This is a genomic window from Rhodococcus sp. C1 (assembly GCF_020809065.1).
GTDB lineage: Bacteria > Actinomycetota > Actinomycetes > Mycobacteriales > Mycobacteriaceae > Rhodococcus_F > Rhodococcus_F qingshengii.
Genome location: NZ_CP078080.1, coordinates 1,553,571 through 1,574,857 on the forward strand (window position 1 = coordinate 1,553,571; position 21,287 = coordinate 1,574,857).

Here is a 21,287-nt window from a genome sequence, read left to right on the forward strand (position 1 = left end):
AGGAGGTAGGGCATGACGGCGGTAGACGGTACAGGCGCAGCGGGAACCAGTGCGGCGGAAGCGCTCGCAGAACGATTGTTCGCGGCCACGCTCGGGGCATCGGAGCTGCAGGCCGTGTATCTGGGCGACCGGTTGGGCTGGTACCGCGCGCTGAGCGATCACGGCCCGCTCACGTCGACGGAGCTGGCGGACCGGACAGGGACCGTCGAAAGATATGCGCGGGAGTGGCTCGAGCAGCAGGCCGTCGCCGGTTATGTGGACGTCAATTCGGATGCCGATCGCCGGTACAGCCTGCCGCAGGCCCACGCCGATGTTCTGGTCGACGACGAGAACCTACTTTTCCTGGCGCCGCTGGCGAGGCTGTTCGTCGCGACGACGTCGTCGATGCCACGTCTACTCGACGCTTATCGTCACGGTGGGGGAGTCACGTGGGAATCGATGGGCCCCGATGCTCGCGAGGGTCAGGCGCTACTGAATCGGCCGATGTATCTCCATCAGCTCTGTCAGCAGTTTCTGCCGGTAGTCACCGACCTGCACGCCACACTTTCGGACGGCGGGCAGGTCGCTGATCTCGGGATGGGGGAGGGCTGGTCGTCGATCGCGCTCGCCCTCGGATACCCGAAGATCGAAGTGCACGGTTTCGACGTCGACGCGGCGTCGGTGAACGCTGCCCGTCGTAACGCTCATGATCGGGGGGTGGACGACCGCGTGCATTTCTCGTTGGTCGACGTCGCCGGACAGGCTCCTGAGGCCGGGCGAGCCGATGCCGGGACCTACGACGCCGTCTTCGCTTTCGAGTGCCTTCACGACGTTCCGGATCCGGTGGGCTTTCTGTCCACGGCTCGGGCGATTGCCCAGCCGGGCGCTCCGGTGATCGTGATGGACGAACGAACGGCGGATGAGTTCGATCCCGAGGCGGGTCCGATCGAGCAATTGCTGTACGGATTTTCGCTGACCTGCTGCTTACCGGACAGTCTTTCGCATCCGGGAAGCATTGCCACCGGGACGGTGATGAGGCACTCGACACTCGAAAGCTATGCCAAGGCGGCAGGTTTCGAGCGGGTGGACGTGCTGCCGATCGAGCACGAGATGTTCAGGTTCTACAGGTTGGGCTGACGCCCCGTGCGCCTTTTTGGTTGCAGTAACTACCAAAAAGGCGCACAGGGGCCGAAGGCCCTAGGTCCAGACCGTATCGATATCCGTCGCCTCACGCGCCGGCGCAGCAGGCGTCGTGGTGGGCGTGCGCGAGAAGCGCGGTGCGGGAGCATGCTGGGTGACGCCGTCCAGTTCGATGAGCGAACCGCGAGCCGCGATGTGTTCGTTGGACGGAGCCTCGGCGAAAGTCAGGACAGGGGAGACGCAGGCGTCGGTGCCGAGGAAGATCTTGGCCCACTCGTCGCGAGTCTTGGACAGGAACTTTTCGGTGAAGAGCTTCTTCATGTCGTCCCACTTGGACGTGTCCATCTGGTGAGGGAGCGTCGCGGGATCGAGTTCGAGGCCCTCGAGCAGCAATGCGTAGAACTGGGGTTCGATGGATCCGACGGCCATGTACTTGCCGTCGGAGGTCTCGTAGGTGTCGTAGAACGGAGCGCCGGTGTCGAGGAGATTGACGCCGCGCTCGTCGGACCAGACGCCGCGACCGCGGAATGCCCACATCATGTGGGAGAGCGCGAGGGTTCCGTCGACCATTGCCGCGTCGACGACCTGGCCCTTACCGGACGTCGAGCGCTCGACGAGAGCCGACAGAATGCCGAAGATCAGGAACATGGAACCGCCGCCGAAATCGCCGACCATGTTGAGCGGCGGGACGGGACGTTCACCCTTGCGTCCGATGGCGTTGAGGACACCGGTCAGTGAGATGTAGTTGATGTCGTGACCGGCGGCGTTGGCGAGCGGTCCTTCCTGTCCCCAGCCCGTCATACGGGCGTAGACGAGGCGCGGATTGCGCTCCGAGACCACGTCGGGTCCGAGTCCCATGCGTTCCATGACGCCGGGGCGGAAACCCTCGATGAGGACGTCGGCGCGGCCCAGGAGATCGAGCACTTTCGCGACGTCGGCCGGGTCCTTCAGGTTGGCCTCGACGATGCGGCGGCCGCGCTTGATCTGGTCGGTTGCGTTCGAGTCCTGCGGAATCTGCCCTGCGCGCTGCACGATGACGATGTCGGCGCCCATGTCCGCCAACAGTGTCGCGGCGTGCGGGCCCGGTCCCAATCCAGCGAATTCCACGATCCGAATGCCCGCGAGCGGGCCCTTCTTCTCCACAGCTTCTGCAGACACACGCACTCCCAATTCAGACGGTGACAACACTTCTGACCCGACGGTAACGTGTCGAATCGATCAGGTGTGCTCCGGGGCACTGTGTCCGCCGAGGGAGGCGCCGATCACTAGACGGCGGCACCCTCGAACTGAGCGTTGTAGAGACGGAAGTACGCGCCCGCCGCTGCGATGAGTTCGTCGTGTGTGCCCTGCTCGACGATCTTGCCCGCCTCCATCACGACGATCAGATCGGCGTTACGGATGGTGGAAAGCCGGTGCGCGATGATGAAGCTGGTCCGCCCGACGCGCAACGCGGACATTGCTTGCTGCACAAGCTGTTCCGTACGTGTGTCGACCGAGCTCGTCGCCTCGTCGAGAATCAGCAGCGACGGCTCCGACAGGAATGCACGAGCGATCGTGATGAGCTGCTTCTCGCCGGAGCTGATGTTCGACGCCTCCTCGTCCAGCACGGTGTCGTACCCGTCCGGGAGGGTGTGGATGAAGCGGTCGACGAAGGCAGCGCGTGCGGCTTCGTGAATCTCGTATTCGCTGGCGTCGAGTCGGCCGTATGCGATGTTGTCGCGGATCGTGCCGCCGAAGAGCCAGGTGTCCTGCAGAACCATGCCGACGTGCTTGCGCAAGTCGGAGCGGCGCATCTGCGAGATGTCGACGTCGTCGAGAGTGATTCGGCCGGAGTCGACTTCGTAGAAGCGCATGAGCAGGTTGACCAAGGTGGTCTTGCCGGCACCGGTGGGCCCGACGATGGCGACCATCTGCCCGGGCCGGGCCGTGAGGTACACGTTCTCGATCAACGGCTTGTCCGGCTCGTACCGGAACGAGACGTTCTCGAACTCGATGTGACCGACGTTGCGATGACGTCCGGCGGGCTCGGGGAGGAGCGGCACGTCGATGTCGGGCGACTGCTCGGGTTCGTCGAGAAGCTCGAAGACCCGCTCCGCCGACGCGGCTCCGGACTGCAGGCTGGTCGACATGGACGCGATCTGCGTCAGTGGCTGGCTGAACTGGCGCGAATAGACGATGAAGGCCTGAACGTCACCGAGTGACATGTTGCCGCTGGCGACCTTGAGAGCGCCGACCACAGCGAGCAGCACGTAGGTGATGTTTCCGACGAAGTTCATGACCGGCATGATCAGGCTGGAGAGGAACTGTGCGCCGAAGGACGCGTCGAGGAGCTTCTTGTTCTGCTCGGCGAATTCACGCTCGGCTTCGGCCTGATGCCCGTACACGCGTACCAGGTCGCGACCGCTGTAGTTCTCCTCGATCTGCGCGTTGATCTTGCCCGTCTCGGTCCACTGAGCCTTGTACAACACCTGTGCTCGCTTGGCGACCCTGGCAACGAGGAGCACCGATACCGGCACCGCGATCAGTGCGATCAGGGCGAGCATCGGAGAGATGACGAACATCATCGTCAGGACGCCGAGGACGGTGAGCACCGACGTCAGGAGCGAGGTCAACGTCGACGACAGCGTCGACGAGATGTTGTCGATGTCGTTGGTGACGCGGCTGAGGATCTCGCCACGCGGCGTCTTGTCGAAGTATGGAAGGGGGAGACGGTGAAGCTTCGCCTCGACCGAGGCACGCAGGTTGTAGATGGTCTTCTGGACGATGATGTTGAGGAGGAATGCTTCCAACCAGGCAAGCAGCGACGAGAGCAAGTACACGCCGATCGCGAGCATGACGACCTTGCCGATGGCGTCGAAGTTCAGACCCACACCGGGAACGACGTCGGTCGAGTTGGCGACAAGATCGGCGAACGTCGAATTCCCTGATGCCCGGATGGCGTCTGCGGCCTGCTCGCGGGTCAGTCCGGCGGGCAGGCTCTTGCCGATGAACCCGGCGAAGATGAGGTCTGTCGCGTGACCGAGGATCTTCGGCACTGCGACGGAGAGTGCGATGCTGGCGATCGTCGCAACGACGACACAGAAGACCGCAAACTTGTGCGGCTGCAGAAGCGAGAGAAGCCGCTTCATCGTCGCCTTGAAGTGGCGAGGTTTGGTGTCCGTCGCGGTCAGCGCGGGCTTCGGCTCTTTGTCGGGGGTCTCGGGGTTACTCGACTTCGCATCCCCGTCCGCGGATTCAGGTTCGCTCGGGATCTTGGCGAACACCACCGTCGGGGCATCGTCGAAGTACTGACTGTTGGGGCCGCCCCATGTCGGGTCCTGCGGGCTGGTCATGCGCTCATCTCCGCGGGAATCTGGGAAGCCACGATCTCTTGGTACGTCGGACAGTTGGCCAGAAGGAACTGATGGTCGCCGAGGCCGACCGGCGCACCGTCTTCGAGGACCATGATCTGGTCGGCATCGATGATGGATGCGACGCGCTGAGCCACGATGATGACCGTCGAATGAGTCGAAACCGTCCGGAGTTCGCGTCGGACCGCGGCGTCCGTATGCATGTCGAGAGCGGAGAACGAATCGTCGAAGACGAAGATCCGGGGTCTGCGGACCACCGCTCTGGCGATGGCGAGACGTTGTTTTTGTCCGCCCGAGAGATTGCCGCCGCCCTGGGCGATCGGTGACTCGAGACCGTCGGACAGCTCCCGGACGAAGTCGTCTGCCTGGGCGATGGTGAGGGCTGCCCAGATGTCGTCGTCGGTGGCGGTCGGGTTTCCGTAGCGGATATTGCTCGCGATCGTGCCGGCGAACAGATAGGCCTTCTGGGGCACGTATCCGAAGTTGGCGAAGAGTTCGTCCTGATCCCAGCCACGGACGTCCAAGCCGTCGACCAGGACGGCGCCGGCTGTGACGTCGAAGAGCCGGGGGATGAGTGAGACGAGGGTCGATTTGCCACTGCCCGTACTGCCGACGATCGCGGTGACCGTGCCTGGCATGCATCGCATCGAAACATTCGACAGAACCGGCGTTTCTGCTCCTGGATACGTGAATCCGGCTCCACCGAACTCGACCACGCCGTATGGGCTGGTCGGGCGAAGGGGCTGGGCCGGCGCGGGCACGGTCGCCTCGGTGTCGAGTACTTCGGTGATGCGGTCGGCGCACACGGCGGCGCGGGGGATCACGACGGCCAACATGGTCGCCATGACCACCGACATCAGGATCTGCATGACGTAGGCGAGGAAGGCGCTGATCTGTCCGATCTGCATGTCTCCGGTATCGACCAGATGCGCGCCGAACCACAGGACCGCCACGCTCGACAGGTTGGCGATCAACATGACGGTGGGCAGCAGAACCGCCTGGTACCGGCCGATGAGGAGCGAAGTGTCGGTCAGTTCCTTGTTGGCCTTGTCGAAGCGGATCGTTTCGTCGGGTTCGCGAACGAAGGCGCGAATGACACGCATACCGGTGAGCTGTTCGCGCAGTGATCGATTGATGTTGTCGATCCGCGTCTGCATCGTCCGGAAATGCGGGATCAGCTTGGCCACCACGACCGAGACGGTGATGCCGAGCAGTGGTACCGAAATCGTCAGGAGCCAGGACATCTGCAGGTTCTCGCGCAGAGCCATGATGACGCCGCCGATGCACATAAGTGGGGCGCTGACGAGCATCGAGGACGTCAGCATGACCAGGGCCTGGATCTGCAGGACGTCGTTGGTGTTGCGTGTGATCAGCGTCGGCGCACCGAAACTGTTGAATTCGCGATCCGAGAAACTGCCGACTGCCTTGTAAAAGGCGCCTCGAACGTCGTGGCCGAAGCCCATCGACGATTTTGCAGCCAGATAGGTCGATGCGACCGACGCGATGATCGACGCAAGCGAGACCAGGAGCATGATCCCGCCGGTGGACATGATGAATCCGGTGTCGCCTCGGGCGACGCCGTCGTCGATGATCCGCGCGTTGAGTGTGGGGAGGACCAACGACGCGATGGCCCCGAAGAGTTGCAGTGCGAGGACCCCGGCAAGCAACCAGCGGTACGGCGGCAGGTACGTCTTGAGGAGTTTTGCTAGCACGACGGTTCCCGGTGAGTTGCCTCGGTTGCCGCTCGTTCGCGATTGATCACACGCACACGGTATGACAGATCGCGGTCGAGGTTGGCACCGACTCTGACGATTGCATCCTTTTGTCCTAATTGACTGTGATCTCGAACACGCTCGAATTCGAGATTGGATTCAGGTCACAGCACCTGAACTGCAGGTTTACATATTCATCCAATGTGTCACGTTTTCGATTGGACAGAAACAAACTGGACGTACGTATTTAGCTTGGCTACAAAGACGTGCAGCGAACAAAACGTGCGCCGCGTCATAGATATTCATGCAAGGAGTCACATATGGGATCCCTCGGAAACCTCCTCAAAGCCAACGGTATGGGCTGGGGCATTCTCCAGCTTCTGCCCCTGGTCAACATGCTCAAAACCCTTCAGGGGCTGGACACCGCGAGCTCGAACTCCTGACGTTCGACCTCGAGAAATCTTCCGAAACAACACAGGAGTAGTCGCATGACCTCGATTCAGAATCTCGACGCCTTCCTCAAGAGCGTTCTTGCATTCGTGACCAAGTTGAACGCGGGATCGGCAGACGGCTCGGGTTCGGCCGGTTCGGCCGCCGAGTAGTTCTCGGTCCTCACTTCATCTCAACTGCATTCCGACAAAAGGAGGCCCGACATGGGTTCATTCGAAGACTTCAGCGGCGTCGTCAAGACGTTCATTCCGGTGCTCAAGGACCTGTTCACGGCACTCGGTGGTGGCTCTCTCACCCCTGGGACGGGATCGGCGGCCGATAAGTAAGTCCAGTTTGTCCGAAAGTGTGGCTCGCAGTTGTCTGCGGGTCACACTTTTCGGCTTTTCACTGTGAGCTAAATCACATTATGGGACATTCTAGAGGGTGAATTTGCGCTTTGAACTGCAATTATCCGTAAAGGTGTGACCGAAAGTCCGTATTGATAGCTATTAGGTAGCTAGACAAGTGTGGAAAGCCGGTCTATAAATGCAGGCAGCGCCAAGTAAGTGCGCTACATCACAGCTCGGGATGTTGTTCGGGGGGCGGTTCAGCCATCCGTGCGGCAGAAGTTCCCGAACCATCTCGGCCACCGCCTGCGGCCGGAATGGCGCTGGAACATCACACCACCTCACATACAGGAGAACCTCCTATGTTCGGATCACTCAGCACCCTCGGACCCCTGCTCACCGCGCTCGGAGCTTTCCTCAAGTCCGTTCCCACCGAATCGCTGTCCGGCAAGGGCGAGGGCTCGTCCACCGGTTCACTCTCGGGTCTGTCCAGCGGATCCGCCGAGTAGTCATCCCTTCCGGCAGGTCCATTCGGCTCTGCCGATCGGATTGCATGCAGGTGCCCTCTGTCCACTGTCGTGGCCGGAGGGCACTCGCGTTTGCGGAGATGGTCGCAGCTGCCGTTTTGGCATGTGAACACAGAACTGCGAGTGGCAGCACCTGCGTACGATGGTTCGACGACATCGGCATACGGTCACCGCGACGTCCGGTGCTCCCGAATTCAGAGGTAGCCGACCGCGAGGTGACGCATGGTAGGGACGAGTCGCTTTCTGCGCCTTCTCCTAGTGCTGGCCGTCGTACTTGCGGCATCGTTGATCGGCATCCTCACGCGCCCACCAGGTTTGCTCGCGACTTTCTGGTGCGCCAACGCCATTCTGCTGGGAATGATGGTCAGATGGCCGGTCCTGATCGAATGGCGGACGTGGATCGCCGCGGCCGTCGGATACGTCTGCGCTGACCTGATTACGGGCAACTCGCTGTCGCTTGCCCTGCAGCTGAACGGGGCCAACCTCGCCGGAGTGACGCTCGGTGTTCTCGTTCTGTACTACTTGAAGCGCACACCGTTCCGATTGGTCGATTCGCAGTCGCTGGTATGGATGGTCTTCGTTTCGTTCGTCGCGGCGACTGGTACCGCGGCCACGGCCGGCGCCTTGGACCGGCTCTTACGCGGTCAGTCCTTTGCCGACACGTTTTTCCACTGGGGTGCCACCGAGGTCATGGCGTACCTGCTGGTCCTTCCTCTCATTCTCACTCTCACCATCCCGTCGAGCCTTGCCGAGTTCCGCAGGAGACTGACCGCCAGAACTGTCGCCGCTCTGAGCGTTCCGCTACTCGCCACTGCAGCCTGCGTGCCGATCGCCCTCAGTATCGAAGGGCCGATTGCGCTGGTCTTGCCGATTCCAGCTCTCCTCTGGTGTGCCACTCGCATCTCGGTTCCGAGCACTGCCTTCGTTTCAGTGGTCTGGTCGGTGTGGTCACTCATGATGGCGGGTAGCGGTCGACTCGACATCGGAGATCAAGCCGCCTCGACGTGGAACGAGGACGTCATCACATCCATAGCGGTCACGCTGATCGCGTTGGGGCCGATAGCGGTTGCCTGTGCGACCGAGGAACGCCGTGCTGTCGAGCGTGAGCTCTTCCTTGCCGTCGAATTCGACCATCTGACCGGGGTCCTCTCGCGCGGTGCGTTCCTCGGCCACGCGGAAGCGGAACTTGCCGACGCGGCTCGCACACAATCTCCGGTCGGCCTGCTGATGCTCGACCTGGACCACTTCAAGAGCATCAACGACACGCATGGACATATGACCGGTGACAGCGTTCTCGCGAACTTTGCCGAGCGGGCCGCTGACCGATTGTCGGACGGCGATCTGATCGGAAGGCTCGGCGGCGAGGAGTTCGCCGTTCTGCTTCCGGACTGCAGCTACGCGCGAGCAATCGATGTCGCCGAGGCGGTCCGCGGCGCGCAAGTCGAGTACTCGGCCGAATCAGATGTGACGAGCACCGTCAGCGTCGGCGTCGCGTGGGTCGATCATGCGACGCCGGCGCTGTCGACCCTCATGAGCGTCACAGACGAGGCTCTGTACGACGCCAAGCGTGCTGGGCGCAACCTCGTGAAAGTGCACCGCGTCGGCAACGACACCGTGCCGCAACGGAATTCCGAGCCGGACACTGCCACCCGCACCTATCGCAAACCTGCGCTACCCCGAACGATCCGGCGAGGATTTGGCCGCGAAGGTGTGGTGGACGGCCGATAACCGCGCTGACCTGCATCGGGATTGGCATATAGTCGCACCCATGCAGCTTGATTCGACGCCTTCGCCCCTGCCGACGCTTCCGCTCCGATTCGGAACCCCACTGACCGAGAACTCCATCCGCGTGATGATGTTGGGATCAGGCGAGTTGGGTAAGGAAGTTGTCATCGCGCTGCAGCGTCTGGGCGTCGAAGTGATTGCGGTGGATCGGTATCCCGATGCCCCTGGGCACCAGGTGGCTCATCGTGCTCATACCGTCGACATGACCGATCCGGAAGCACTGCTTGCCGTCATCGAGTTGGAAAAGCCTCACTTCGTGGTTCCCGAGATCGAGGCCATCGCGACGGATGCGCTTGCACTCGTCGAAGAACGCGGGGGTGCGGTGGTCATTCCGACCGCCCGAGCCACCCAGCTCACGATGAACCGTGAGGGAATCCGTCGGCTCGCGGCCGAGGAGTTGGGCCTGCCCACTTCGCCGTACGCCTTCGCGGACTCGCTTGCCGAAGTGCAGGCAGCGACAGACCGAATCGGTTTCCCGTGCGTCATCAAGCCAGTCATGTCCTCGTCGGGGAAGGGACAGTCGACGGTTCGATCCGCCGAAGATCTCGACGCCGCATGGGATTACGCGATGGCCGGAGGTCGTGTGAATCACGGCCGGGTGATCGTCGAAGGCTTTGTCGATTTCGATTACGAGATAACGCAATTGACAGTTCGAGCCGTCGGTGAGAGCGGTCAGGTCGAGACGTCGTTCTGCGAACCGATCGGGCACCTGCAGGAGGCCGGAGACTACATCGAATCGTGGCAGCCGCAGCAGATGTCCGCGGTTGCCCTCGCCTCGGCCCGAGACGTCGCCGAGAAGGTGACCACGGCTCTGGGCGGGCGAGGCATCTTCGGCGTCGAGCTATTCGTGAAGGGCGACGACGTCTTCTTCTCCGAAGTGAGCCCACGGCCGCACGACACCGGATTGGTGACTCTGCGGACGCAGCGACTTTCGGAGTTCGAACTGCATGCCCGCGCGATCCTGGGCTTGCCGGTCGACACGACGCTCACGTCTCCAGGAGCATCGGCAGTGATCTACGGCGGAGTGGAGGCAAAGGGGATCGGATTCGACGGCGTCGCCGAGGCGCTCGCGGTTCCCGAGACGGACCTGCGGCTCTTCGGCAAGCCGGAGAGCTTTACGCGTCGTCGCATGGGTGTTGCAGTGTCGACGGCCGCCGATGTGCCTACTGCACGCGACCGTGCTCGCGAGGCTGCGTCGAAGGTGCGTCCCGTCGGATGAGTCCAGCGGCCGAGGTCCTCGTCGGGCTGGTCATCCTGGTCGGTCTGATCGGTGTCGTCGTTCCGATTCTCCCGGGGACGCTTCTCGTTTTCGGTGCAATTCTGGTGTGGGCGATCATGACCGGTGGTGCCACGGCGTGGACGGTGTTCGCGCTGTCCACGCTGGCACTGGTGGTCACCGGGATCGTGAAGTACACGTGGCCGGGCAAGCGGATGAAGTCCGGGGGAGTGCCCAACCTGTCGGTGGTGGTCGGCGGCGTCGTCGGCATCATCGGGTTCTTCGTGATTCCGGTCGTGGGCTTGTTCCTGGGATTCATCGTCGGAACGTATTTCGCGGAACTAGCGCGGCTGCGCCGTTACGACATCGCTTGGTCGTCGACGCTTCACGCGGTGAAGGCAGTCGGATTGTCCATGCTGGTGGAACTGTTCGGAGCGCTGGTCGCGGCGGGGCTGTGGCTGGGAGCCGTTGCGTTCACCTGAGCGCAGCGGTACCAGGAGCGGGCGTTGTCGCACATGACCGCGGGCAGGTCGTCGCCGACAGCGTCGGCGATCACGTCCAGGTCGTGGACCTCGAACGCTCGACGTGCCCGTGTACCGGGTAGATCGGTGCCGAACATCAGCGCAGCGGGATTGACCGCGTGGATCTGGCGCAGCACATCGCTGACGTCGGAGATGGTTGTGCGGCCGAACCCGGTGGCTTTGACGCGCACTCCGCGGTCGACGAGGTTGAGGAGATACGGCAGTCCGCGGGTGGACATTCCCAAATGGTCGATGCTCACCGCGGGCAATTTGGCGAAGACCGGTTCCAACGACAGCAACAGCGTGGCATCGACGTAGAACTCGGCGTGCCAGCCGACCAGATCGAATGCGCGGTTGGCAAGATCGGCAAGCAGACGCAGGTCGGTGGCGCCGCGGCGCAGGTTGAACCGGACGGCACGTACTCCCAGTGCGTCCAGAGCAACGATGTCTTCATCCGTCGCATCGAGCGGCAAAGCAGTGACGCCCACCCAGCCTTCACCGAGTTCGGACAAGGCAGCTTTCAGGTATTCCTGGTCATTGCCCTGGTACGACGCGGTCACCACCGCGCCGCCGTCAACGCTGAGGCCCTTCAGCGAGGCAATCCGGGCCCGGTAATCGGCCACGGTGAAGGGCTCAGGCAGGTACCCGTGATTCTCGACCAGCGGGAAGCGCGGGTCGATGATATGCACATGGGCGTCAAACACGGGGTCTATTTTGCCCTGTTGCCCTGGGTCCCTGCACACACCACCGGCCCGATGTGACCTGGGTCGCGTCGGGCCGGTGGAGGGCTTCTGTTCAGTTACTTCCGCGCACTCAGTTCGCGCGGTCGGGCTCGGATGCCTTCAGCATGTCGTGACGCTCGACGACCTTGATGCGCTCACGGCCCTCGGGCTCGCCCAGGCTGCGCTCGTGCGCGTCGAGGCGGTACCAGCCCTGCCAGGTCGTGTACGGAACCTGCTTGCCTTCGAGGAACTCGATGACTGCGTTCTCGTCGGGGTTCGCGGCGCCCGCGAAGTCGACGGAATCCTCGAGAAGATTCGCGACGGTTTCGTTGGCGTCACCCTTGGTGTGGCCGATGAGGCCGACGGGGCCGCGCTTGATCCAGCCGGTGACGTAGGTGGCCGGCATGAACCGGGCTGCGCCCTCGGCGTTGTCGTCGGCGACGACGCGTCCGGCGTCGTTGGGGACGGTGCCGGCCTGGTCGTCGAACGGCAACTGCGTGATGTTCTGCGAGAGGTAACCGACGGCGCGGTACACGGCCTGGACATCCCAGTCCTTGTACGTGCCGGTGCCCTTGACGTTGCCGGTGCCGTCGAGCTGAGTGCGCTCGGTGCGCAGGCCGACGACTTTACCGTCTTCACCGAGGATCTCCGTGGGAGATTCGAAGAAGTGCAGGAACAGCTTGTGAGGACGGGCTCCGACGTCGCGAATTGCCCAGTCCTGCAGCGTATTCGCAACCATGTCGACCTGCTTGGAGTTGCGGCGAGCCTGCTCGGAACCCTCGTCGTAGTCGATGTCCTCGGGGTCGACGATGACCTCGATGGTCGGCGAGTGGTCGAGTTCGCGCAGTTCGAGAGGGGTGAACTTGGCCTGGGCCGGGCCGCGGCGTCCGAAGACGTGAACCTCGACGGCCTTGTTGTTCTTGAGGCCCTCGTAGACGTTGGCGGGGATCTCGGTCGGCAGCAGTTCGTCGCCGGTCTTGGCGAGAACGCGGGCGATGTCGAGGGCAACGTTGCCGACGCCGAGGACGGCGACCTTCTCGGCTTCGAGCGGCCACGTACGCGGTACGTCGGGGTGGCCGTCGTACCAGGAGACGAAGTCGGCCGCGCCGTAGCTGCCGTCGAGTTCGATGCCCGGGATGCCGAGCGCACGGTCGGCGTTGGCGCCGGTGGAGAAGATGACCGCGTCGTAGAACGACTGCAGGTCGTCGAGGGTGATGTCGGTGCCGTAGTCGATGTTGCCGAGCAGGCGTACCTGAGGCTTGTCGAGCACCTTGTGCAGGGCGGTGATGATGCCCTTGATGCGCGGATGATCAGGCGCGACGCCGTAACGAATCAGGCCGAAGGGCGCGGGCATGCGCTCGAAGAGGTCGATGCTGACGCCGCGGCCGGAAACTGCGGTGTCGGATTTCATGAGGGCGTCGGCGGCGTAGATGCCGGCGGGGCCGGCGCCGACGATCGCGACCCGGAGTGGGCGGTTGGAGTCAGTCATCGTGAGGACAGCTACCTTCTTCGAAGTTCGGACAACATATCGACAAGTATCCAATTTAGCCGAACCTAAGCACAGTGCCTCGGTTGCGGCCGAACGGATCCACACTCTCACTCGATCGGTTGTGGGTAAACCTATTCTTTCCTCCCATTCTCCTGTTGTCTCGGGTATCCGGGGTAGGGGCCTGATCCTTGACGGGCCACAATTTCAAGTTGTGGGGGACTATTGGCGTTATGAGTGACGAGCTGCGCGAATCCGACAACATCGATGGCAAGAAGGCGTCTGCGGGGCCGTTCCTCTTGGCTGTCGCCATCGTCGCCTTGATCCTGGGTGGAATCTTCGTCGCATCGTGGATCTCGCCGGCCGAGGAGAACGTCACCGAGTCGGACCGCGTGAGCCGCTCCGTCACCGACTACGTCGATGCCGAGAATCGGAATGACGCGGAGACGATCAAGACCCTGACCTGCGCGAGCTTCAATTCGAGCAACGGTCCTATGGCCGGCGTCGACGGGACGGTCGAGCTGAAGGGTGTGGACGGGGTCGCGGTCAACGGCGATCGCGCCCGGGCCGACGTGACGATCACCGGTGGCGGAGCGGGCGAGCGAGTCTCGACCTGGGCCCTGACCCGTGACGGCAACCGTTGGGTCGTCTGCAACTGACGGCCCGCTCAGGCGCTCACGGCAGTCTTGTGAAAACATGGACTACGTGAGTTACGCAGGCGATCTGACGCCGGAGCAAGCCTGGGAGCTGCTCCGCGAAAACCCCGACGCCGTGCTGGTCGACGTGCGGACCGATGCGGAGTGGAAGTACGTCGGTGTCCCCGATGTGTCCTCCCTCGGCAAGCAGGCCGCACTGATCGAATGGGTGAGCCACCCGACCGGCGCGCGCAATGACAACTTCGTCGACCAGTTGAAGGAAGCCGGCATCACTGCTGATTCCTCCGGGTCGGAGCGTCCGGTGATTTTCCTGTGTCGATCCGGACAGCGTTCCATCGGTGCGGCGGAAGCTGCGACTGCGGCGGGCATCGGCCCGTCGTACAACGTGCTCGACGGGTTCGAAGGCGCATTGGGTGCCGACGGACATCGCGGACTTGTAGGTTGGCGGGCCATCGGCTTGCCATGGAGGCAGCAGTGAGCGGAATTCCCCAGGGTGGCGCATTTCAACGAGCGCTGCCGGACGACGTCGGTCTCGGCACTCTCGGTGTTCGCGGCGGACTGATGCGTACCGGGTTCGAGGAGACTTCCGAAGCGCTGTTCCTCAACTCCGGATTCGTCTACGAGAGTGCAGAAGCCGCCGAACAAGCCTTCACCGGCGAGGTGGATCATTTTGTCTACTCCCGCTACGGCAACCCGACCGTCAAGATGTTCGAAGAGCGTCTGCGTCTCATCGAAGGCGCGGAAGCCTGCTTTGCGACTGCCAGCGGAATGTCGGCAGTCTTCACGGCGTTGGGCGCACTGTTGGCCAACGGCGACCGATTGGTGGCTGCGCGCAGCCTCTTCGGATCCTGCTTCGTCGTGTGCAACGAGATTCTTCCGCGCTGGGGAGTCGAGGTCGTCTTCGTCGACGGTGAGGACAACGCGCAGTGGGAAGAGGCGCTGTCCGTGCCTACCACGGCAGTGTTCTTCGAGACGCCGTCCAACCCGATGCAATCTCTCGTCGACGTTCGACGGGTGTCGGAGCTTGCTCATGCAGCCGGTGCAAAGGTAGTGCTGGACAACGTCTTCGCGACGCCGCTTCTGCAGCGCAGCCTCGATCTGGGTGCCGACGTCGTGGTGTACTCCGGCACCAAGCACATCGACGGTCAGGGCCGCGTGCTTGGTGGCGCGATCCTCGGTACCGAGGAATACATCAGCGGTCCCGTTCGAGAACTGATGCGGCACACCGGTCCTGCGCTCAGTCCATTCAATGCGTGGACTCTGCTCAAGGGCCTGGAGACGATGCCGGTCCGTATTCGGCACTCCGTGGCTTCGGCACTCGAGATCGCCGAATTCCTCGAAGGACACTCCGGCGTCAAGTGGGTCAAGTATCCGTACCTGACGTCGCATCCGCAGCACGAGCTCGCGAAGTCTCAGATGAGCGGTGGCGGAACGGTTGTCACGTTCGAGCTCGATGCGCCTGACGGAGAGGGCAAGAAGCGGGCGTTCGAGGTTCTCAACGGTCTGCGCGTCATCGACATCTCCAACAACTTGGGAGATTCCAAGTCGTTGATCACTCACCCCGCCACGACGACGCACCGGGCCATGGGTCCGGAAGGCCGTGCAGCAGTGGGTCTTACAGACGGCGTTGTCCGTCTGTCCGTCGGTCTCGAAGACACGGCTGATCTGTTGGCTGATCTGAAGCGAGCACTCGGCTGAATCGCTGGAGCGCCTTGCCTCGAACTTCCGACGGCAAGGCGTTCTACGGTGCGGGCGTGAGACCCAGTTGTTTGACGTCGATCGTCAACGCCGTCGTATTCAGTGTGAGACCTGAGCTTGTCGTGTCGGTGGGGTAGATCGTGAACAACACCTGCGCCGTCAGATTGGTGTTGTTCAGGGCCGACGTGACCGCGATGAGGTTCGGCGTCGGTGCTGTGCTGTCGTACAGCAGATTGTTGCTCTGATCCGTGACGTACGTGCGAAGGTCGATGTTGGCGGCCGCGAGCCCGCCGCTCAACTTGGTCTTGTCGACTGTCACGTTCGCTTTCAGACGTGGGCCGGTGGCCATCACCTTCGAATCGCAGAAATACGTGTAGTTGAATCCGGGCTTGAGCCGGTAGGTAGTGATGTCCGGGATATATACGAGTGGATTCGGATTGGTGGGCGCGTTGACGTAGACCTGCGAATACCAGCCCCCGCCGCTCGTGGTCACGCACGCTCCCAGATCCAGGGTCCCGGACTGGACAGCGGCGCTTGTCAGGGTCGCACTGTCGGTCCACTTCGCCAATGTGCCCGAACCGCCGAGCAATACGGCTCCGGCCGCGGCAACTGCCATGGCAGCTTTCGTTGTCTTTCTCATCACGGCACCAGCGCCTTGATCTCGTCCGGCAGTTCGCTCGGGGCAGGAGATTCGGCCCAGACTCCCGTTGACGTGTCGATGACGGTGACTCCGGAAGGGGTGATTACGTATAGCTGATCGGTACCGGTGAGCCAATGCAGGACAGCGTCGCTGTCGACGGTACCTCGATAGACTTCAGTACCTGATGAATTCGACACGGACACAACGGTTCCAGCGGAAGTCGAGAGCTTCTGTGCACTGTGACCGGTAGTGGTCACCGGGGCGTCGACGGGAACCTCGCTCGGGGTGGTCGTAGTTGGTGGCACCGTTGTCGTTGTCGTTGTAGCGGTCGTCGTCTGGGGCGCCGTAGTTGTAGCCGGTGACGAGGTGGTTGTCGACGGTGCAGTTGTGCTGGTGGTTGTCGACGGTGCAGTTGTGCTGGTGGTTGTCACAGCCGGCGCCAATGTCGTGGTGGGCGTGGTGGATGAGGCGGTCGTGGAAGTGACGGCCGTGGAAGTGACGGCCGTGGTAGGAGTGCTCGGAGCGTCTGCCGCCAGTGCCGGCGCTGCCGATCGACTGAGAGCAGATGTCCCGCTGATCGGACCGCCACACGAGTAGAGCAGGCCGACGAGAATGCTGAATTGGTAGCCGGAGTACGACGGCGTGACCGACGTGCCGCTCAGTCCATGGATTTCGATGTTGTAGGTGCCGACGATGAGCGGGAACGCGACTGTTGTACCGCCCGAGCCGTATCTCATGGAGCCTGTAGTAGACGTTGCGGTGTAGTCATTCGATCCCAACAAGGATCCGTTGCTATCGCGGGCAATGAGACGGTATGAGCTTCCGACCGTCGCTGGCCAAGTGATCGTTACTGCGACCGCAAAATTCACTGCGCAACTGGCTGTGCTTGGAGACGTGGGAAAGGTTGCAGCAGTGCCGAACTGAATGCTTGTTGCCGTGGCTGTGTCGGTGTACCCCGCCTTGGTACCACCGATCTGGGACACACCGACCATCGTGAGACCGACCGTAGCCAAGGCGACGATGGCCTTGAGGGCATGGGAGTCGCCGCGTATGTCCTGACGATCCCGCTGAGGTTCCTCCGCGTCGGAAGCCTCACGTCGACGGAACGCGATGTACAGGAGCCCACCGACGGCAATCGCACCAAGCACAAGCCCACTCGGTCCGGACAGCCAGACTGCCACGTATCCGAGGCGGTTGATGCTGAAGAAGACGCGATCGGCTTCGGTGATGACGTAGGGATCGGGATCGGCGATCGGATTTGCATCACCACGTAGTTGTGCGACGGCAAGGTTGTTGCCCTGCTGATCTATTGATTCCACACGATGGGTGATGCGCGTGCCTTGGCTGTCGGAGACGCTGACGATGTCACCGACCAGCACTTCCGAAGCAGGCACGGTGCGCGCGAATGCGAGAGCACCGGTATCGATCGCGGGTGACATCGATCCACTCCGAAAGATCAGCGGGGTGATACCGAAAGCCAGACCGGCGATGAAAATGATGATGGATACCAAGCCTGCGAGGGCTCCCAGACTGAGCAGGACTTCCCGTACCCGGTTCGGCATCGAGGCCTTTGCATGTTTTTTCGTGTGTCGAGCCATTGCCATCACACCTTTGCCGTGAAGGTCAGGACGATGTTCGACGTGCTGTTCGTCGGCGGTGTCGGTGTTGTCGGAAGCTGCACCGAGACACATAAATTCTCGGTAGCCCCGACCGCCAGTGGGCGGTCGGGGCTACCGATGGCTTGATTCGCGGTGAGTGTCAGCGCGAGCGAGGACACAACGTTGGCGCCGTCAGTGCACTTGTTGGCAACAGTTCCGTTGGAGGAAACCGTCATTCGTAGAGAGGTCGTCAACGCACCACTACTCGTAGACGTGATCGTGTACTTCAGCGGGACAGTTGTCCCTGTGCCCAGGTTGTTGACCTTGATCAGAGCGGTATTCGAATCGCCGGGAATCATTCCGGACTTGCCAAGCTCACTGAAATTCAGAGACCTGGTCAGAATGGGCTGGGCAATGCTGTTCAACTGCAGATTGATGGAACCCGTCGTGATGTTGCCCGAGGTTGCCGTGGCGGAAGACGTCCAGGCCGCGAGTGTGGTCACGCCGCCGACACCCAGTACCATCCCCAAAGCGAGCAGCGCGCGAAAGCGCGTGCTGGTCAACAGGTGACGAATCCGGTGAGCCGGACGGTCAGGGCGCGAGGGCATCGTGCTGGCCTTTCTCGATCTGGGCGTTGTCTGCGGGCTCGAAAGGTGCAGGGTCAGCAGCCAATCGGGCGCGAGCTCGCTCCTTCCGGCCGTCACGGATGCCGCTGATCATCATGTACGACGCGTACAGCAGTAGAGCGGTCACTACGATCACCACGATCACGGTGCGCTGCTCTCCCGTCAGCCAGGTGTTCACGTAACCGAGATAAGGCAGGCTGTACCAGACCTTTCCCCGGATCTGCACCGGCCGCACTTCCTTCTCGTCAGGCTCACCGTTCGCATCGCCCTGGGTGATGAAAGTTCTTTCACCCTTCTGGTTTTCACTTGTGGCGATGATCCGGTGCGTGACGACGGTCGGCTGACCCGATTCCAGCTGGTACGTAATAGGTGTACCGATCCCCAGTTCGGACGGATCGACAGGTTTGACCACTACCAGTGATCCAGGGTTGTACGTCGGGCGCATCGAACCGGTCAGAATCGTGAAGCGCTGTGCTCCGGCAAAGAAGGGAACGACAATCGTTGCGACGATGACTGCCGAAATTGCCAGCAGCAGTGTCCAGCTGACAATCGAGGTGACCCACCACAGAGGGCCGGTACGTTCACCGCGTTTGGTCGAGTGTTTTGTCATACCGGACCTGCCTGGAACGTGAAGGTGGCCTTGTTCGTTTGACCGGAGACCGCACCAGAGTCCACCGCGAGCCGCAGACACAAGACGTAGGTGCCGCCAGGCACGAGCGGATCCGGCATGTACGCCGGTGAAACCGGGTGCTGCAGCGACGCGGTCATCGGTGCTGACATCAGGGATGGAACGGCAGGAGCTGCCGTGTTCACGCCGGTCGGGCAGGCGCCTTCGTTGGCGACTCCGTACGTGGTCAACGTGAATCCCGTAAGTGCGGTCGTCGACTGCATTCGCCATTGCAGAGGATCAGTCCCCGAATTCTTGACGGTGAGCGGTGCTTGCACCGTGTTTCCCGGGACAACGGGCGTCGCGGCCGTCGTCAAGTTCGCCAGGGTGTACGCCGCACTGGTTCCGGCAGTTGTACCAACCGTGAGGTTGACGCTGGCGGCTGTCGCCGTACCGCCATTCGCGCTCGCCGAATCGGACCACAGCGCGAGCGACTGCTGTGACGATGCAAACACCGCTACAGCAGCCACCGCGACTGCGATCGCTCCCCAGACCTTTTTCCTCATGAAATTACGGGGCCGGTGTCAGTGCTGTCTGAGTGACGACCAACTTCATCGCCGACAAGTTCAGCGACTGGTTCTGCGCGACCTGATTGGCCACCTCGTTGAAGTTCAGCCGGACTCCGACGTGGACGATCGTTCCGTTCTGGGCTTTGGTGATCTGCGAAATCGGGTTGCCGCCAGTGTCCTTGATTGTCGTCACGGGCACGACAGCAGCGGCAAGCTCGGCGCTGTTCGCACCCGGAACGATTCCGGCCGTATCAGCGGTCAGAACAGCCGCGAGACGATCGCCCACTGCGGTCACAGTGACGTCGCAGGTGTATTCGATGCTCTCGGTGGTGACTATTCGGTAAGCCGAGATGTTGGTGATCGCGGTCTTCGTCGGGTTGAGGGAGTTCCACCCGCCACCGACCGGTGCGCAAGAGCTCAGGTCGAGGGCGCCGGACGTGACGGGCCCGCCGCCACTGACGTCGGCCGAATCGCTCCAGACTGCGAGCGAGCCGGCACCGCCGAGGAGGAGGGCACCGGCCGCCGCAGCAGCGATCGCACCCTTGGTCTGCTTCTTCATGAAAATCTCATTTCATGTCTGGGACCCGAAATGGGGCCATTCAGACATGAGTATCAGACACGGCAAACGATTCGTTACCACTTTTCGAAAAATCAATTTTACGACTGGAGTCCAACTGTCACTCGGTGTCGAAATGATCTTTGACCTGCGTCTAACTACTCGTTTGTAAGTTTGGTGCGAATAAAACCGTTGGTTTGTTCAGTTGGACAAAGCGGACGAGTCGGAACTTGGCAAATCTGCTGTTTTTTACCAGTTAATTACCGAGTTTCGGTTTTGTTTTGCAATTTGAATCAATTGTTTGTGTTGCTACGGAATGGATCGGTTGTTGTTCCCACAAGATCGGCGACCGACTCGAGGACGATGGTCGGGCGGTAGGGATAGAGCTCTACCGACGCGCGGGTCGAGATCCCGGTCATCACCAGAATCGTCTGCAGTCCGGCTTCGAGGCCACAGACGATGTCGGTGTCCATGCGGTCGCCGATCATCAACGTATTGGCGGAATGAGCGCCGATGGACCGCAGGGCTGAGCGCATCATCAAGGCGTTGGGCTTGCCGACGTAGTAGGGATCGCGTCCGGTTGCCTTGGTGATGAGTGCCGCGACCGAGCCGGTGGCCGGCAGCGAGCCGTCACGCGACGGCCCGGTGGCGTCCGGGTTGGTGGCGATGAACCGCGATCCACGCTCGACCAGGCGAATGGCGGTGGTGATTGCCTCGAAGGAGTACGTTCGCGTCTCGCCGAGGACGACGTAGTCGGGGTCGCTGTCCGTCAGGACGTAACCGATGTCGTGCAGGGCAGTGGTCAGGCCCGATTCGCCGACCACGTAGGCGCTGCCGCCTGGCCGCTGGTTGGCCAGGAACGTCGCGGTTGCGAGCGCTGACGTCCAGATCGACTTCTCCGGGATGTCGAGTCCCGAATTGAGCAGGCGTGCTCGCAGGTCACGCGGGGTGCGGATGGAGTTGTTGGTGAGCACCATGTACGGGATGTCGTTCGACGCCAGCTCTGCCAGGAACGTGTCCGCTCCAGGTATCAAGTGCTCCTCGTGGACGAGAACCCCGTCCATGTCCATGAGGTAGGTCCAACCGGTCTGATCTTCTGTACTGGTCATTACTCCAGTATGTG

The 21,287-nt window shown here is 62.0% G+C and carries 22 protein-coding genes; 10 read left to right on the plus strand and 12 right to left on the minus strand.

Annotated elements, in window-relative coordinates; translation table 11 throughout:
• Positions 1-12: 12 nt before the first annotated feature.
• Complete coding sequence (locus KTR60_RS07170; protein WP_003944389.1) at positions 13-1,116, plus strand: class I SAM-dependent methyltransferase; 1,104 nt, start codon at positions 13-15, stop codon at positions 1,114-1,116.
• 60 nt (positions 1,117-1,176) lie between these two features.
• On the opposite strand, the gene KTR60_RS07175 is transcribed toward KTR60_RS07170, so the two are convergent.
• The 3 genes from KTR60_RS07175 to KTR60_RS07185 all read right to left on the minus strand — a co-directional run bounded on the left by KTR60_RS07175 (position 1,177) and on the right by KTR60_RS07185 (position 6,181).
• Positions 1,177-2,277 (minus strand): CaiB/BaiF CoA transferase family protein, encoded by a 1,101-nt coding sequence (locus KTR60_RS07175; RefSeq protein WP_042924245.1) that lies wholly within the window; start codon positions 2,275-2,277, stop codon positions 1,177-1,179.
• A gap of 107 nt (positions 2,278-2,384) precedes the next feature.
• Positions 2,385-4,451 carry an ABC transporter ATP-binding protein gene (locus KTR60_RS07180; RefSeq protein ID WP_003944426.1) on the minus strand — a complete coding sequence of 689 codons (2,067 nt, stop codon included), beginning with the start codon at positions 4,449-4,451 and terminating at the stop codon, positions 2,385-2,387.
• Positions 4,448-6,181: an ABC transporter ATP-binding protein gene (locus tag KTR60_RS07185; protein WP_058227530.1), complete on the minus strand. Its 1,734-nt coding sequence runs from the start codon at positions 6,179-6,181 to the stop codon at positions 4,448-4,450. The genes KTR60_RS07180 and KTR60_RS07185 overlap by 4 nt, the downstream gene beginning before the upstream one ends.
• 320 nt (positions 6,182-6,501) lie before the next feature.
• Here KTR60_RS07185 and KTR60_RS29185 point away from each other — a divergent pair, with 320 nt between their 5' ends.
• From KTR60_RS29185 to KTR60_RS07205, 6 genes are all read left to right on the plus strand, one after another.
• On the plus strand, positions 6,502-6,624 hold the full coding sequence (locus KTR60_RS29185; protein WP_003944443.1) for a hypothetical protein: 123 nt from the start codon (positions 6,502-6,504) through the stop codon (positions 6,622-6,624).
• A gap of 210 nt (positions 6,625-6,834) precedes the next feature.
• Positions 6,835-6,957 (plus strand): hypothetical protein, encoded by a 123-nt coding sequence (locus KTR60_RS29190; RefSeq protein ID WP_019749478.1) that lies wholly within the window; start codon positions 6,835-6,837, stop codon positions 6,955-6,957.
• A 362-nt stretch (positions 6,958-7,319) separates the two neighbouring features.
• Positions 7,320-7,466 (plus strand): hypothetical protein, encoded by a 147-nt coding sequence (locus KTR60_RS07190; protein WP_007726811.1) that lies wholly within the window; start codon positions 7,320-7,322, stop codon positions 7,464-7,466.
• 240 nt (positions 7,467-7,706) lie between these two features.
• Positions 7,707-9,212: a GGDEF domain-containing protein gene (locus KTR60_RS07195; protein WP_228402000.1), complete on the plus strand. Its 1,506-nt coding sequence runs from the start codon at positions 7,707-7,709 to the stop codon at positions 9,210-9,212.
• 40 nt (positions 9,213-9,252) lie between these two features.
• Positions 9,253-10,488 (plus strand): formate-dependent phosphoribosylglycinamide formyltransferase, encoded by a 1,236-nt coding sequence (gene purT / locus KTR60_RS07200; RefSeq protein WP_003944342.1) that lies wholly within the window; start codon positions 9,253-9,255, stop codon positions 10,486-10,488.
• Entirely contained in the window at positions 10,485-10,967 is a 483-nt protein-coding gene (locus tag KTR60_RS07205) for a DUF456 domain-containing protein (RefSeq protein ID WP_065352080.1), read from the plus strand. The genes purT and KTR60_RS07205 overlap by 4 nt, the downstream gene beginning before the upstream one ends.
• Here KTR60_RS07205 and KTR60_RS07210 read toward each other — a convergent pair.
• Entirely contained in the window at positions 10,871-11,710 is an 840-nt protein-coding gene (locus tag KTR60_RS07210; RefSeq protein ID WP_228402001.1) for an amidohydrolase family protein, read from the minus strand. The two genes, KTR60_RS07205 and KTR60_RS07210, sit on opposite strands and share 97 nt — an antisense overlap.
• 109 nt (positions 11,711-11,819) lie before the next feature.
• The gene (locus tag KTR60_RS07215; RefSeq protein WP_003944405.1) at positions 11,820-13,217 is read right to left on the minus strand and encodes an FAD-dependent oxidoreductase; all 1,398 of its coding nucleotides are present in this window, start codon (positions 13,215-13,217) and stop codon (positions 11,820-11,822) included.
• A gap of 230 nt (positions 13,218-13,447) precedes the next feature.
• On the opposite strand from KTR60_RS07215, the gene KTR60_RS07220 reads away from it, so the two are divergent.
• Genes KTR60_RS07220 through KTR60_RS07230 form a run of 3 tightly spaced genes read left to right on the plus strand, consistent with a single transcriptional unit; the run spans position 13,448 to position 15,568 of the window.
• Positions 13,448-13,873, plus strand: coding sequence for a hypothetical protein (locus KTR60_RS07220; protein WP_007726820.1), 426 nt, complete (start codon positions 13,448-13,450; stop codon positions 13,871-13,873).
• 46 nt (positions 13,874-13,919) lie between these two features.
• Positions 13,920-14,348 (plus strand): rhodanese-like domain-containing protein, encoded by a 429-nt coding sequence (locus tag KTR60_RS07225; RefSeq protein ID WP_007726822.1) that lies wholly within the window; start codon positions 13,920-13,922, stop codon positions 14,346-14,348.
• Entirely contained in the window at positions 14,345-15,568 is a 1,224-nt protein-coding gene (locus KTR60_RS07230) for an O-succinylhomoserine sulfhydrylase (protein ID WP_172403504.1), read from the plus strand. The genes KTR60_RS07225 and KTR60_RS07230 overlap by 4 nt, the downstream gene beginning before the upstream one ends.
• A 43-nt stretch (positions 15,569-15,611) precedes the next feature.
• Here the strand turns inward: KTR60_RS07230 and KTR60_RS07235 are convergent, their stop codons facing one another.
• From KTR60_RS07235 to KTR60_RS07265, 7 genes are all read right to left on the minus strand, one after another.
• The gene (locus KTR60_RS07235; RefSeq protein ID WP_047269470.1) at positions 15,612-16,208 is read right to left on the minus strand and encodes an alternate-type signal peptide domain-containing protein; all 597 of its coding nucleotides are present in this window, start codon (positions 16,206-16,208) and stop codon (positions 15,612-15,614) included.
• The gene (locus tag KTR60_RS07240) at positions 16,208-17,806 is read right to left on the minus strand and encodes a hypothetical protein (RefSeq protein WP_156778953.1); all 1,599 of its coding nucleotides are present in this window, start codon (positions 17,804-17,806) and stop codon (positions 16,208-16,210) included. The genes KTR60_RS07235 and KTR60_RS07240 overlap by 1 nt, the downstream gene beginning before the upstream one ends.
• Positions 17,807-17,811: 5 nt before the next feature.
• Positions 17,812-18,414 carry a SipW-dependent-type signal peptide-containing protein gene (locus KTR60_RS07245; protein WP_082920554.1) on the minus strand — a complete coding sequence of 201 codons (603 nt, stop codon included), beginning with the start codon at positions 18,412-18,414 and terminating at the stop codon, positions 17,812-17,814.
• Complete coding sequence (locus KTR60_RS07250; protein WP_065352084.1) at positions 18,398-19,042, minus strand: signal peptidase I; 645 nt, start codon at positions 19,040-19,042, stop codon at positions 18,398-18,400. The genes KTR60_RS07245 and KTR60_RS07250 overlap by 17 nt, the downstream gene beginning before the upstream one ends.
• Positions 19,039-19,605, minus strand: a complete 567-nt coding sequence (locus KTR60_RS07255; protein ID WP_064443278.1) for a hypothetical protein — start codon at positions 19,603-19,605, stop codon at positions 19,039-19,041. The genes KTR60_RS07250 and KTR60_RS07255 overlap by 4 nt, the downstream gene beginning before the upstream one ends.
• A 4-nt stretch (positions 19,606-19,609) precedes the next feature.
• Positions 19,610-20,167 carry an alternate-type signal peptide domain-containing protein gene (locus KTR60_RS07260; RefSeq protein ID WP_047269467.1) on the minus strand — a complete coding sequence of 186 codons (558 nt, stop codon included), beginning with the start codon at positions 20,165-20,167 and terminating at the stop codon, positions 19,610-19,612.
• Positions 20,168-20,457: 290 nt separating this feature from the next.
• Positions 20,458-21,273, minus strand: a complete 816-nt coding sequence (locus tag KTR60_RS07265) for an HAD-IIA family hydrolase (RefSeq protein ID WP_003944345.1) — start codon at positions 21,271-21,273, stop codon at positions 20,458-20,460.
• Between the last annotated feature and the right edge of the window lie 14 nt (positions 21,274-21,287).